This is a genomic window from Streptococcus suis YS161, assembly GCF_002760245.1.
In the GTDB taxonomy this organism is placed as follows: Bacteria; Bacillota; Bacilli; order Lactobacillales; family Streptococcaceae; genus Streptococcus; species Streptococcus suis_I.
The window spans coordinates 20,067-34,052 of sequence record NZ_ASCA01000043.1 but is presented as its reverse complement, the minus strand read 5'-3'; the positions used below and the strand labels follow the sequence as shown (position 1 = coordinate 34,052).

General features: G+C 44.7%; 16 protein-coding genes. 2 read left to right on the top strand and 14 right to left on the bottom strand.

Translation table 11 applies throughout. The annotated features are described in order from the left end of the window. Positions 1-33: 33 nt before the first annotated feature. Together SST111_RS05940 and rlmB are read right to left on the bottom strand one after the other, a co-directional pair. On the bottom strand, positions 34-501 hold the full coding sequence (locus SST111_RS05940) for an NYN domain-containing protein (RefSeq protein WP_099810354.1): 468 nt from the start codon (positions 499-501) through the stop codon (positions 34-36). After that, entirely contained in the window at positions 502-1,230 is a 729-nt protein-coding gene (rlmB, locus tag SST111_RS05935) for a 23S rRNA (guanosine(2251)-2'-O)-methyltransferase RlmB (RefSeq protein WP_099810353.1), read from the bottom strand. 135 nt (positions 1,231-1,365) lie between these two features. Between rlmB and SST111_RS05930 the strand changes: the two genes are divergently transcribed. Together SST111_RS05930 and SST111_RS05925 are read left to right on the top strand one after the other, a co-directional pair. Further along, positions 1,366-1,755 carry a DUF1761 domain-containing protein gene (locus SST111_RS05930; RefSeq protein WP_099810352.1) on the top strand — a complete coding sequence of 130 codons (390 nt, stop codon included), beginning with the start codon at positions 1,366-1,368 and terminating at the stop codon, positions 1,753-1,755. 70 nt (positions 1,756-1,825) lie between these two features. Next, the gene (locus SST111_RS05925; RefSeq protein WP_099810351.1) at positions 1,826-2,794 is read left to right on the top strand and encodes an aromatic acid exporter family protein; all 969 of its coding nucleotides are present in this window, start codon (positions 1,826-1,828) and stop codon (positions 2,792-2,794) included. Here SST111_RS05925 and SST111_RS05920 read toward each other — a convergent pair. The 12 genes from SST111_RS05920 to SST111_RS05855 form a co-directional block, all read right to left on the bottom strand. After that, positions 2,791-3,009, bottom strand: coding sequence for a hypothetical protein (locus SST111_RS05920; protein WP_024375727.1), 219 nt, complete (start codon positions 3,007-3,009; stop codon positions 2,791-2,793). The two genes, SST111_RS05925 and SST111_RS05920, sit on opposite strands and share 4 nt — an antisense overlap. A gap of 139 nt (positions 3,010-3,148) precedes the next feature. Next, entirely contained in the window at positions 3,149-4,279 is a 1,131-nt protein-coding gene (locus tag SST111_RS05915; protein ID WP_024398690.1) for an ABC transporter ATP-binding protein, read from the bottom strand. A 109-nt stretch (positions 4,280-4,388) separates the two neighbouring features. Then, a complete protein-coding gene (locus tag SST111_RS05910) occupies positions 4,389-5,243 on the bottom strand; it encodes a helix-turn-helix domain-containing protein (protein ID WP_099810350.1) in 855 nt (284 codons plus the stop codon). Position 5,244: 1 nt separating this feature from the next. Beyond that, entirely contained in the window at positions 5,245-5,643 is a 399-nt protein-coding gene (locus SST111_RS05905) for a Mini-ribonuclease 3 (protein WP_099810349.1), read from the bottom strand. Next, on the bottom strand, positions 5,636-6,979 hold the full coding sequence (cysS, locus tag SST111_RS05900; RefSeq protein WP_099810348.1) for a cysteine--tRNA ligase: 1,344 nt from the start codon (positions 6,977-6,979) through the stop codon (positions 5,636-5,638). Before cysS ends, SST111_RS05905 begins: the two co-directional genes overlap by 8 nt. 189 nt (positions 6,980-7,168) lie before the next feature. Beyond that, the gene (locus tag SST111_RS05890; RefSeq protein ID WP_099810347.1) at positions 7,169-7,942 is read right to left on the bottom strand and encodes a nucleoside phosphorylase; all 774 of its coding nucleotides are present in this window, start codon (positions 7,940-7,942) and stop codon (positions 7,169-7,171) included. Between the two features lies 1 nt (position 7,943). Continuing rightward, complete coding sequence (locus SST111_RS05885) at positions 7,944-8,804, bottom strand: GNAT family N-acetyltransferase (protein ID WP_099810346.1); 861 nt, start codon at positions 8,802-8,804, stop codon at positions 7,944-7,946. 55 nt (positions 8,805-8,859) lie between these two features. Beyond that, complete coding sequence (gene cysE / locus SST111_RS05880) at positions 8,860-9,477, bottom strand: serine O-acetyltransferase (protein WP_029175160.1); 618 nt, start codon at positions 9,475-9,477, stop codon at positions 8,860-8,862. A 52-nt stretch (positions 9,478-9,529) separates the two neighbouring features. Further along, positions 9,530-11,749, bottom strand: coding sequence for a polyribonucleotide nucleotidyltransferase (gene pnp, locus SST111_RS05875; RefSeq protein WP_099810345.1), 2,220 nt, complete (start codon positions 11,747-11,749; stop codon positions 9,530-9,532). A 932-nt stretch (positions 11,750-12,681) separates the two neighbouring features. Further along, positions 12,682-12,867 carry a hypothetical protein gene (locus SST111_RS05865; protein WP_029175568.1) on the bottom strand — a complete coding sequence of 62 codons (186 nt, stop codon included), beginning with the start codon at positions 12,865-12,867 and terminating at the stop codon, positions 12,682-12,684. A gap of 13 nt (positions 12,868-12,880) precedes the next feature. Continuing rightward, entirely contained in the window at positions 12,881-13,498 is a 618-nt protein-coding gene (locus tag SST111_RS05860; RefSeq protein ID WP_029175569.1) for an ABC transporter ATP-binding protein, read from the bottom strand. A gap of 12 nt (positions 13,499-13,510) precedes the next feature. Continuing rightward, on the bottom strand, positions 13,511-13,894 hold the full coding sequence (locus tag SST111_RS05855; protein ID WP_257211794.1) for a stage II sporulation protein M: 384 nt from the start codon (positions 13,892-13,894) through the stop codon (positions 13,511-13,513). Positions 13,895-13,986 lie beyond the last annotated feature (92 nt).

Below are 13,986 nucleotides of genomic sequence, written 5' to 3'. Positions count from 1 at the left end.
CATTTCTTTTAAGGCTTGAAAATTCCCATCTGACTAGGGATTGAGCCGCGGGGTGTAAAGTTCGACCTGGTCCACAAACTTGTCCAAGTCCTTTTTGATGACCCTGGCTCTCTCCTCTAACTCACGCGCCGAAACCCGTAAGGCCCCTTGTGAAAAGACCACCCATTGTTCGTTGAGGTCGCTGGTTGCGACGGAAACCTGCTTGCGACGGTCACTATTGAGCTGGGCACTGAGCCGTTCAATATAACTATCTGCCGTCTCTTCTTCCTCTGTAAAAATGACCGATACCTTGTACTCGTCATACTGCTGGCGAAGACCTGGCACATGGTGGGCATCAAAGACACAAATCACCTCGATCTGTTCAAAGGCTGCGTAGTGAGACAAGGTTCGAAGCAAGGTCGTTCTGGCTGCATCCAAGTCTCCCTTTTTAAAATCCTGCTTGGTTGATTGCCAAAAGGCAATCATGTTGTAGCCATCTACAATGAGAACTTTTTCTTTCATTTAGATTTTCTTCCGAAATACTTCGTACATCAGCACAGCTGCTGCTACGCTGGCGTTGAGAGATTGGACATGGCCCTTCATAGGAATGGTAATCATCTCATCCACCTGCTTTTTGATATTGCTGGAGATGCCCTTGCCTTCGTTGCCGATAATAAGGGCTAGCTTGCCAGCCGTATTCCACTTGTGGCTTGGGGTTCCGTTCATATCGGTACCAAATACCCAGAAACCTGCCTCCTTGAGCTTATCAAGGGTCTGGCTGAGATTGGTCACTCGAGCGATTGGGACATGGGCCACCGCACCTGTGGAAGTCTTAGCCACAACGGGCGTCACGCCAACTGCTCGGTGCTTGGGAATGATGATGCCCGCCACCTGAGTGGCATCTGCGGTTCGTAAAATCGAGCCGAAGTTGTGGGGGTCTGTCAGACCGTCCAAGATGAGAATGAGAGGATTATCTTCCTGCTCTGCCTTTTCCAAAATCACCGATAGGTCCGCATAGGCGAACTCAGAGACCCGCAGGACAAATCCTTGGTGAACAGCACCGTCTGTCATGTCGGACAGGGTCTTTTTGGGCGTCCAAGAAATCGATACCTTCTTCTCTGCCGCCAGTGCCTTGATTTTTTCTACATTTTTTCCGCGTAAATCGTCCTGAATGTAGAGTTTGTTGCCAGTGTTGGCCTCCAAACTCTCCACCACAGCATGTACGCCATATACAATATCATTTTGTTCCATAAGAGTATTATAGCATAGGTTGACTGAAAATAGGCACTCACTATATCACAGCTGAAAAACTTGACCTCCTTACCAATATATGTTATTCTTATGCCTATTATTTGTCCGTATAAGCGGACACAAAAAGGAGAATGTATGACACTTATTTTTGGAATTGTGGCGGGGCTGATTGCCTTTGCTATTGGTGGTTTGTGGTATGGCATGATTTTCCGCGATGCTTGGATCAAGGCTTCAGGCATTGACATGGCTAAGGTAGAAGCAGATCGTCAGGCTGGAAAAAATGGCCAGAAGGAAATGGTGATTTCCCTTATCATTGAAGTGCTGACTGCTATCATTACTATTTTCTTCATCAAGACCCTCGGTGTTTCACCACTTCACGCAGCTGGTGGCATGGGCGTAATTGCGGTCCTTGCTTCATTGAAAAACTACGTCTTTGAGCAACGTCCTATCAACCTCATCCTCATCAACGAAAGCTACAAACTAGTCTGCTATTTGGTAGTCGGTATTATTGCTTTGTTTGCATAAATTCAACCCTCCTAACCTTAGGAGGGTTTTATGGTACAATAAAAAGAAGACTAAAACCAAAGGAGCCCCCATGTCCCTCTCCCTCCGAACGATTAAACTGATATTTGCCACCGTTCTAGCTATCTACCTAGCGACCGCCCTGGGTTTGTCCTATGCGACAGCTGCCGGCATCATCGCCATTCTCAGCGTCCTCGATACCCGCATGTCCAGCTTCAAAATGGCCCGCAACCGCCTCTTTTCCACCCTCCTGGCCCTGACCATCGCTGTCCTAACCTTCGCCCTCTTCGGCTTTGGCATCTGGACCCTGGGCATCTACCTGGCACTCTACGTCCCTCTGGCCTACCGTTTCAACTGGGAGGCTGGCATCGCCCCCTCGACTGTCCTCGTCACCCATCTCTTGCTAGAGCAGGATATTTCGCTGATTTTTTTGGGAAATGAGCTGGCGCTTTTTCTGATTGGGGCAGGACTGGCACTCTTTTTTAACCTCTATATGCCCTCGCAAGAAAAGAAAATACAGGCCTACCACGACCAAGTCGAAGACCTACTCAAGCAGATTCTGCTTCGCTTTGAAGCCTTTCTGCTTAACGGCGACGGACGAAACGAGGCAGAATTGATTACGCAGTTGGATCAGACCTTGGATGAGGCCCTGAAAGTCGTCTACCTAGACCGCCACAACCAGCTCTTCCAGCAGACCAATTACCAGGTACATTACTTTGAAATGCGGGCCGCACAAAACAAAATCCTGCGGACCATGGCAGGAAATATCAACAAATGTTTACTGGAAGGCAGAGAAAATGTCATCCTGTCCAGCCTCTTCGAACGAACAGCCCAGCAACTAAGCCGAGAAAATTCTGCCAAAGAACTGCTCCTGGACATCGAACTCTTCCATGCCACCTTCCGCGAGCGACCTCTGCCGCAAACCAGGGAAGAATTTGAAACTCGGGCCACCCTCTTCCAACTCCTGCATGATATGGAGGCCTTTATTCGCCTCAAGGTTGATTTTTATGAAGTCTATAAAGACCAAGAACCGTCAGTTTAAGCCGACGGTTCTTCTACTTTTCCATGAAATTCATCTGATACTTGGTTGTGCAAGTGCACGAAAGATAGGCCCATCATGACCGCATTCCCTGCAACTGCAATCATAAATTCTTCCTTGGAAGATACCTTTCCTAGCCAAATGGAGAGGATTAAAATGAGATTATAAAGCAAAATATAAAGAGCCGTTATACGAATTTTTTTCAATAGTGTCTTCATAGGAACCTCCTGTAAGCGTTTTCTATATTTATTATATAGAATTTAATAAAAAAAATCAAGTATTCATGCGTTCTCAACCCCAAAAAACCGCCAGATTTTCATCTAGCGGTCAGGTGTTTTATGAACGATTTTAGAAAGGTTAGACAATCGCCTTGCTTGTTTCATCATCGAAGAAATGAGCTTTATTGAGGTTGAAGGTCAAGCGAACTTTATCACCTGGGTTGTGGTAGTCACGTGCATCGACACGAGATACAAACTCTGTGCTACCCACTTTAGAGTAAAGCATAGTTTCTGCACCGAGAAGTTCAGACACAACTACTTCCGCTTCGATAATTGAACTTGGATAAGTGTCCAATTCCAACTGAGAAGCTTTGATGTCTTCTGGACGGATACCAAGTGTGAAGCTCTTGCCATTGTAGCCTTTTTCTTCCAAATGCTTGCGACGACCTTCTGGAAGATCTACTTTGAAACCATCTCCAACAAGCACACCCTCTTGAAGAGTCACTGTAAAGAAGTTCATTGCAGGGCTACCGATGAAGCTGGCAACAAATTTGTTTACAGGTTTATTGTAAAGCTCTTCTGGGCTACCAATTTGTTCTATACGACCGATTGTACCTGTACCTGCTTCATTCTTAGTCGCAGACATGATAACAATACGGTCAGCCAAGGTCATGGCTTCTGTTTGGTCGTGCGTTACGTAGATCGTTGTTGCACCAATACGACGGTGGATTTTAGCAATCTCTGTACGCATGGATACACGCAATTTGGCATCCAAGTTTGACAAAGGCTCATCCATCAGGAATACTTTGGCATCACGGACAATGGCACGACCCATGGCAACACGTTGGCGTTGACCACCAGAAAGGTCAGCAGGTTTACGTTGCAAGAATTCAGTCAAACCTAGAACTTGTGCTGCTTCTTCTACACGTTTTTTGATTTCATCCTTGCTGTATTTACGCAATTTCAAACCGAAAGCCATGTTGTCAAATACAGTCATGTGTGGGTAAAGGGCATAGTTCTGGAATACCATGGCAATGTCACGGTCTTTTGGTGCCACATCGTTCATCAACACGCCGTCGATGTAAGCTTCACCTTCTGTAATATCTTCCAATCCGGCAATCATACGAAGAGTAGTTGATTTACCGCATCCTGAAGGACCTACGAAAACAATAAACTCTTTATCTTTAATATCTAGATTAAAGTTTTCAACGGAATAATGCTCGCTATTTGGATATTTTTTATAAATATTTTTTAAATTAAGTTGAACCATGTTCAAGCCTCACTTTCTTTGATAGTTTTATTGTAAATGAAAACGCTTTATTTTCCTATGTCAAGTTGACCAAAAGAAAAAAGATATTCTGTGCAGGTTGCACAAAATATCAAAATTGTCTATCTAATAATACCTGATAACAAAAACTCAGGTCAGTCAGGTCTTTTAATTGGAGTCCCGTCAAATCCTGCCACTTTTCCAAACGGTATTGGAGGGTATTGCGGTGGATATAGAGGACTTGAGCTGCCTTGGTAACCACAGCTCCTTCTGCCCATAGGGCTAGAATGATAGCCTGCATATCTTGCTGATCTATCAGCTCTAGCATACTGGCTTTAACTAGACCGAGCTCCAAGCCTGCTCTGCCTTGTCCCCAAAGAAAAAGTTGACCAAAGGAGAGGACGGTTGACTGCTGGTAGCGTGCCCGCCAGTGAGCAAAGAGTTGGGCTTCTGCTTGATAGAGTCGAGGCCAGTGGGCTGAGATATGTTTGGGCCAGACCTGCCCAACAAAGATGGTCAACCGCAAGCCAAAGTCAAACTCCAAGGCCGATAGGGTGTCCTGCAAAACGGTCTGATGATCCATCCAGGTGCCCTGCTCCAATACAATAAGATAATCTTGAGGCGTCAGCTGTACCTGAGCCAGTTGACTGGACAAGAGGTCAGTCATCATAGCCTGCCAAGCGTCCAGCTGGGCTTCTTTTTGCGACCAAAGGTGGATATGGATAAATTGAATGGCTTCAACTGTCTGAGGTAGCCTTCCCTGACCTTGTAGATAGGACTGCCAGGGACTTGACTGGACCTGCTTTCGAGGATGAGATAGCAAGGACAAAAGGTAGCCTTCCCGATCCGTCAAGTCTGCATCAGACAAGTCCAGATAAGATCCGTCGCCCAATTGAAGTGAGCATTCGCCCTCTACTTGTGACAACTTTGCCTGCGGAAACCAACCTGCAAGTTCCTTCTCGTTCATCTTATCCCCTTTCTATTTTGTCAATACACCAGCCCACCAGCTCCTCCAAGCGTTCGATTTGCTCGGTCATGTGCAGATAGCCCAAGACGGCCTCAAAGCCTGTGGACATTCGATAGGTGACCACATCCGCATTCTTGGCCTTGGTGTGGCTATGGCTATTCCTTCCCCGCTTGTAGATTTCTTCCTCTTTTTCGGTCAATAGCTGAGCTTCTAAGAGGGCTGAGATTAGGCTTGCCTGAGCCTTGGCAGAGACGTATTTGTTAGCCTCGCCGTGCAGTTTGTTGGGCTTGGTCAGCCCCTTGAAAATCAAGTGCCGTCTGATATACATGGAATAAACAGCATCCCCTTCAAAAGCCAGGGCAATTCCATTGATGAGATTGACATCTACTGCCTTAGTCACGTGTCCACCTCACACCATCCTTGGTATCCAAGAGCTTGATGCCTTGGGCTGCCAATTCATCACGAATGCGGTCAGCCGTCGCAAAATCTCGGTTGGCACGAGCTGCTTGACGTTCTGCTATCAAGGCTTCAATCTCACTGTCCAAGACTTCCTCTTCAAAGACGATGCCGAACACTTGCAGCATGTTGCCAAAGGCTTCTTTTACAGTTTCATCGTAGTTACCTGAGTTGATCCATTTGGCAAAGTCAAAGATAGCCGTAATCCCATTTGCCGCATTGAAATCATCATCCATTGCCGCTTCAAAGGCTGCCAAATGCACTGCAAGACCTGACTTATCCACAGAGTTTTGCACAGGTTGTGTATAAGTGTTTTTCAGATATTTGAGATTGATTTCCGCATCCGAAATAGCCTTCTCAGTGTAGTTGAGTGGACGGCGGTAGTGCTGGGTAGATAGGAAGAATCGCAAGACCTGACCGTCAATTTTCTCCAGCATATCATGGGCTGTCAGGAAATTGCCCAAGGACTTGGACATCTTCTCATCATTGATATTGAGCATGGCATTGTGCATCCAGTAATTCGCAAAGGTCTGATCTGTTTTGCACTCAGACTGGGCGATTTCATTGGTATGATGAGGGAATTCCAAGTCCGCACCACCACCGTGAATATCAATGGTATCTCCCAAAATCTCTGTCGCCATAACCGAACACTCGATATGCCAACCTGGACGACCTGCTCCCCAAGGACTGTCCCAAGAAACTTCGCCTGGCTTGGCAGTTTTCCACAGGGCAAAGTCGAAAGGATGCTCCTTCAATTGACCTTCTCCCTCAACACGACCAGAAGCCCCAGCTTCTAAGTCAGACAGGGTTTTGTTGGCCAAACGAGCATAGTTTTCTGCCTTTTCCACACGGAAATAAACATCACCAGAAGCTTCATAGGCGTAACCCTTGTCAATCAAGACCTGCACAAAATCAATAATCTCAGCCATATAGTCGATAACCCGAGGGTTTTTGGTAGCTGGTTTGACACCTAACTTTGCCACATCTTCCTTGAAGGCTGCGATAAACTTATCAGACAGTTCTTTGGTTGTCATGCCAGCTTCATTAGCAGCTTTGATAATCTTGTCATCCACATCCGTAAAGTTAGAAATGTAGGCTACATCAAAGCCACGGTATTCGAAGTAGCGGCGGATAGTATCAAAAGCCACCACACTCCGAGCATTTCCGATATGAATATAGTTGTAAACCGTCGGACCGCAAACATACATCTTGACCTTACCCTCTTCCAAGGGCACAAAGTCACGCAAACTGCGAGTCATGGTATCGTAAATTTTAATCATAGTTTCTCCATTACTTCTGAGTATTCTTTAGGACTTGATACTTTTGATATAATTTTACTAGCCAATAAGCTGTCGCGGCCAACCAAATCATCCCTACCTGCCAGCTTCCTTGGGAGAATTTAAGGATAAACATGATTGTCCCAGCAATGGCGGTCAACACATAAGGCCAGTTTTGTCTTACTAATTTTTTTAACATGTTGTACTTTCTAATGTTCTTGCAATCGCCATGGCTACCTCAAAGAAGGTCATACTGTCAGCCGTTCGTTCTTCCCGACGGGTATCCCACTCGTTCTTGTGGTGGTCCACATAGTCTGCCGTGTAGAAAAATTGATAGACCTTGGCCTGACGATAATTGGCCCAAGCCATGATAGCAGAAGCTTCCATATCGACCACCATGGCACCAGTGGCTAGGCGACGCTTGACCTTGGCAGCTGTTTCCCGAAAGAAAGCATCCGTGGTCCAGGTCTTGGCCCGCACGTGTTCGATTCCCGCTTGGTCCAAGGCCTTTTCCATGGTTAATAGCAGAGCAGGGTCATAGCTGATTTCCTCGCTAGCTGGGGCGTAGTGGTAACTAGTTCCCTCGTCCCGAAGAGCAGAGCTAGGAAGGATGATCTTATCCGCAGCAAGCGACTTATCCAAAACACCGCAGGAACCAAGAACGATAAAGTTCTCAAACCCACAGGCTTTCAGTTCCTCCAAGTGACCAACTGCCATGGGAGCACCGATAACAGCCAACATGACCGCAACCCGCACCCCATCTCTTTCCAAAATATACCAAGGATGACGACCATTTAACGTCTGAAGATGACCTCCTTCCCTACTCTCAGGTAGCTGATGGACACGATCTACGATTTCTCCATTGAAGGAGAAAATCATGGTCTCACATACCTCTCCGCCACCACGAATAGCCTTGTCCGTCGGTTCAATGACTGCAGAGGTATTTTCAAATTCTTCTAATAGCATGTCAACCTTCTTTCGGGTCCAAGTAGACCACTTGTGTCTGCTTGGTAAAACCGATAGTTTCATACAGCCGCTTAGCGATGAGGTTGTCATCTTCGACGGCGATTTGAAAAGGTTTGTCGTTTTTCCTGATAAGGTCATTAATGACAGCTTTGACTAAGTAAGTGCCGTAACCTTTTTGTTGCTGGTCTGGTGCGATAGCTAAACCGTAAAGGTAGTTATCATCGGTCGAGATATCTACTGTGCAAGAACCGATAACCGCTCCGCTATGTTCCAAAAGATAAAGTAAACTATCCGCATCCGCAATGGCTTCACGCACGTAGCGGAGCGCCACCTCATAGTCGTTACCGAATGCCGCAGCCTTACAGTGTGCAATACTGTCTGCATGGTGAGCCTGTGCCAAACTTACTGTGAGTTCAGCCTGTTGTGAGAACTGATAAGACTCTCGCTCACGTCCCAGCCATGTCTCAGTATCCGTATCTTCTACCAAGTTCCATGCTGTCGCAAGGTCTGGGTGCTTGTCAAGAAAGACACGTTCGGTCTGAAAGGTCACACTAGCGATAGGATAGTTTGCCGTCTCCGTCTGGTAGCAATCATAGAGCTTGCGTGCCAGACCCTGTCTGCGGTAGTCTGGGTGTACGAGAATTGCAAGTTCTACATCCTCATCATCGGCATACACAGTCAAGAGCCCCACCAACTGTTCGCCTTGATAAGCCAAGAAAAAAGCTGGCATTTCAGGGTCAAAGTTGAGCATATTTGACAGGTAAGGGTCACGATAGGTTCCGTCATGGGATTGTACAGTGCTTATCAGAGTTTTTGCTGCAGATAACTGCTGGGAATTTAGGACATTAGTGGCTATTATCATGCTTATTTTTCCTCTCTATAGCTAACTCACATAGGACTTACCATATGTGGCTTTCCTACAAATGCGACGAACGGTGGCTGGCTTCTCGTAATTCCGCAAGCTTAGTCGTGTAGTGCTCACGACCATCTTCCATGTCATGAATGACCTTTTCATCTTTTTGACCGTGTACACGGACAATTTTAGCTGGCATACCGACCACTGTCACATCCGCTGGAACATCGGCTAGGACAACGGCAGCTGCACCCACTTTAGCATTTTCTCCAATTTCAATAGGACCAATGACTTGGGCGTGGGCAGAAACCAGAGCCCCTTTTCGCACGGTCGGATGGCGTTTGCCCGTATCCTTACCCGTACCACCAAGCGTTACGCCGTGGTAAAGCATGACACCAGACTCAATAATAGCCGTCTCACCAATAACCAAACCAGCTCCGTGGTCAATGAAAACCCCCGAAGCAATCTCGGCGCCTGGATGAATTTCAATATTAGTCCAAAAACGCCAAAATTGGCTGTGCATCCGAGCCAGTAATTTAAAGCCTTTTTTCCACATCCAGTGGGACAGGCGGTGGGCAGCCAAGGCCTTGACACCTGGGTAAGTCAAAAGAACTTCCAAGGTCGTCCGTGCTGCCGGATCTTTTTCTTTTACAATCTCAATGGTGTCCTTCCACCAACCCATAGTCACTCCTTCTAGCGAAAGACAAGCCCGCTACCGAACTTGTCTACTCAGCTTATTTCTTTTCAACCTTGTGGAATTTGAATTCGCCAAAGTTGTTGTCTTTTTTCTCTTTGTTGTCTTTATGACGGCGTGGTCTGTCGGAACGCTCGCGTTTTTCTGGCTCTACATAGCCTTCTGGTTTTGGAAGAAGAGCCTTCATAGAAGCGTCAATACGCCCTTTATCATCAATCTTGATAACTTTGACATCAACAATATCGCCGATTTCAACTAGGTCTTCTGGTTTATTGACACGAGTCCAAGCCATTTCAGAAACGTGGACCAGAGCATCTGTCTTGTCAAAGAGGTTGACAAAGGCACCGAATTTCTCCAAACGAACCACTTTTGCTTGGAAGACTTCGTCCACTTTTGCTTCACGAACAAGACCTGCAATGATTTCCTTGGTTCGTTCAATCGCATCGCGATCTGGTGAGAAGATTGCCACAAGACCGTCTTCGTCAATATCAATTTTCACGCCAGTTTCTGCAATAATCTTATCGATGGTTTCGCCACCCTTACCGATGACAATCTTGATCTTATCCACATCAATCTTGATAGTGTCAATCTTCGGTGCAGTTGGTGCCAAGCCAGGACGAACTTCTGGGATAGTTGCTTCAATCACATCAAGGATTTCAAAGCGAGCTTTCTTAGCCTGTGCCAAGGCTTCTTCCAAGATTTGCGGTGTGATACCGTCAATCTTGATGTCCATTTGAAGGGCTGTGATACCGTCACGGGTACCAGCCACCTTGAAGTCCATGTCACCGAAGTGGTCCTCAAGACCTTGAATATCGGTCAAGACGGTGTAGTTGGTGCCGTCTGAAATCAGACCCATGGCAATCCCTGCAACTGGTGCCTTGATTGGCACACCACCTGCCATAAGGGCGAGGGTACCAGCTGTGATAGAAGCCTGTGATGAAGAACCGTTTGACTCCAAGACTTCTGCCACCAAGCGGATTGCGTAAGGGAAGTCTTCCAAGCTAGGCAGAACTTGCTCAAGAGCACGCTCACCAAGGGCTCCGTGACCAATCTCACGACGACCAGGTGCTCCGTAACGACCTGTTGATCCCACTGAGTATTGTGGGAAGTTATAGTGGTGCAAGAAACGTTTCTTGTACTCATCATCCAAACCGTCGATGATTTGAGTTTCACCCATTGGAGCCAAGGTCAAGACAGAAAGAGCTTGCGTTTGACCACGAGTGAAAAGACCTGAACCGTGAACATTTGGCAAGAAATCTACTTCTGCATCCAAGGGACGAATCTCATCCACACGGCGTCCATCTGGGCGGACCTTGTCTTCTGTAATCAAACGACGAACTTCTGCGTGCTCCATGAGTTCCAAGATTTCATGGACATCACGCATGATGCGGTCAAATTCTTCGTGTTCAGCGTATTTTTCTTCGTAGGCTGCGATGACGGTTTCACGAACCGCATTGGTCGCATCTTCACGAGCCAATTTTTCTTCAACCTGCACCGCTTTTTTCAAATCGTCATTGTAAGCTGCGACAATCTCAGCCTGCAATTCTGGGTCCACTTGAAGAAGCTCCACATCTGCTTTTTCCTTGCCGACTGCTGCCACGATTTGATTTTGAAAATCCAAGAGTTCTTGAATAGCCGCATGACCTTTCAAGAGGGCTTCCAACATGATGTCTTCTGACAATTCTTTGGCACCAGACTCAACCATGTTGATGGCGTCCTTGTTACCAGCCACTGTCAAGTCAAGGAGGGACTCTTCCATCTGAGCCTTGTCAGGATTGATGATGAGTTCACCGTTGACATAGCCGACCTGGACACCTGCGATTGGGCCGTTGAATGGAATATCTGAGATTGCCAATGCCAATGAAGAACCAAACATGGCTGCCATTGGAGCAGAAGCATCTGGATCGTAAGAAAGCACTGTGTTGATGACTTGGACTTCATTTCGGAAGCCTTCCGCAAACATTGGACGAATAGGACGGTCAATCAAACGAGCTGTCAAAGTTGCATCAGTTGACGGACGACCTTCACGCTTCATCCAGCCACCTGGGAATTTCCCAGCAGCGTACATTTTTTCTTCATAGTTGACTTGGAGGGGGAAGAAGTCTCCCGTCGCCATTTTTTTGGACATAACCGCCGCAGTCAAGACTGTGGAGTCGCCGTAGCGAACGACAACCGCACCGTTGGCTTGTTTGGCAACCTGGCCAGTTTCAACGACCAATTTCTTGCCAGCAAAAACCGTTTCAAATACTTGTTTTGACATGAATTATCTCCTATTTTTTCTGAAATTTTTCTTGCGTGTTTTCTACAAAAGACAATCAAACAAGCTTGTTTCACTCTCTTTTGCACAAAACCACGCATACTTCTTATTTTATCATATTTTAGGTAGAAATAAAGGCCTGAAACTATTTTTGACAAGAAAACATACTCATGATAAACTATTCAAAATAGTTGGAGGTAGGAAATGGAAACTTGTCGTCTAGCAATCCCTATCTTAAAGTGGGGAATTCTAATTCTACCTTGTCAAAGGAACTTTCGATAAAGAACATCTTCATGGTGGAGGTAACCTGCAGTAATTTGAAAATATCGATGAATAGCTACAACATATCAATGTAAAGTCGTCGTGTGACACAAATCATTCAGAACACTTACCTTGTATTTTTAAAATACCTCCAGAGCGACTCAGTATTTGCAATATCCAATATAAATCTTAATCACGAGCATTTCAAAATTATGTTGGTCACATTGGCTACTCTATCCCTCCAAAGAACGGCCCAAAGGTTATGTAGCTGAATAGCTCGAACTGACTTTACTGAAGGCCAAGAAATTGGGAATTGTCCGTGCTCTGATTCCGGCATCAGATTAAAATATTTCCTCTCAAAAACCATCCTTGCTAATGGCATTGCTTAGGAGGATATCTGTATTGAACCTAGCAGTGACAAGTACATACCTCGACAGTAGACTGAAATTTTGTAAAATAATAACCTCCAAGTAGTACATTAACGTGACACTTGCTTAGAAGTTCGTATTTTGCTGAGTGTCTAGCGCACAGTAAATAAATACCGATTATAATTATACTACCTAATAAAAAGGCTTACCAAATCGTAGCCTTTTAGCTTCTTTCAGCAATGAGTACCCCTTATTTAATTTTGGGGACAATATGGTTACCTAATGAGGACCAAGAATGCCTGCTTTTTATTTATCCATGTTGTCTCGTTGAGATCCCCGCGACAATATGACAGCCGAAACAGCTGAAATAGCCGGAATTGCAACGGCACTTAAGACAAGAATAGCCCTATTATTTCGGAATAAATAAAATACACCTACATAAACAAGAACAAGTATCAAACCGATTATTAACTGTTTATTTTTCTTTGGCATACGCTTCACTTCCTTAATTTAATGAGATTATCCGAGTTTTTAGCTGACTAATTGTTTCATTGACATGACTTGAAAAAATACAGAGGCCATTGTTGCACTCTACATAATCTTTGACCATTTGAATAGCAATCTTTCTACTTTTAATATCTAAAGCATTAAAAGGTTCATCCAACAATAGGATTTTCCTTGGTATTGCCAAAAATACTGATAGATATAATTTGTATTGCATACCGAGGGAAAAATCTCCTATTGCCTGTTGCTCATTTATTTCCAAACCGATGCTTTTCAAATTTTCATAAACTTTTTCGTTAAAACCTTTTTCCAGTTTCCAAAGAATAGAAACTAATTGGATGTAGTCATCTACATTTAATTCTTCATAGAATTCTGGTTTGGTTGGGACATATACGATTGCTTTTTTCAATTCCTCTTGTGTTACATTTTCCCCAAGAAACTGGAGCTCCATATCAGGAGAATAATTCAGGCCGGAAATTATATTAAGCAAGGTTGTTTTCCCTGCACCATTGCCTCCTTCTAAACAGACAAATTCTCCCCTATCGATAGATAAGAAAAAATCACTAAAAATCTTTCTCTCGTTGGAATAACTAAAGTTTAAAGCCTTAATCGTTAACATGGTTGACCTCACTTATAAATTGGATTCAATCAATGCAGCTATCACTAACAAAATAAACATGGTTATAGATGCAATTAAATTGTACTTTATTCTTATGATTTTTATATCCTGATGCCTAAAGTTATAAAAAAACTTAATCGTTTCTTGCGATATTGCTGTAGCAATCAATAACGCAGAAATTTCAAAGATAAAATGCGGAGCAATATAATGTAATAAAGGGACTATTCCATATAGATTAAAAACACCAATGATGATTCTTCCTAAAACTACAGAATTTGCAATAAGTACAAAATTGCCAAGAAAACCAAAGGATAATACCCCCATTACAATTATCAACAAACAAACGATAGTATTATTCACTAGTAAGGAACTGAAATCTTGAGAAGTTGGATTAATTACTATCTTTTCTTTATGAAAAAAATCATACCAACCACTATCGAAACAATAAAAACCAGTGTATTCAAGAGCAGCTTTTTCTTAAAATATTC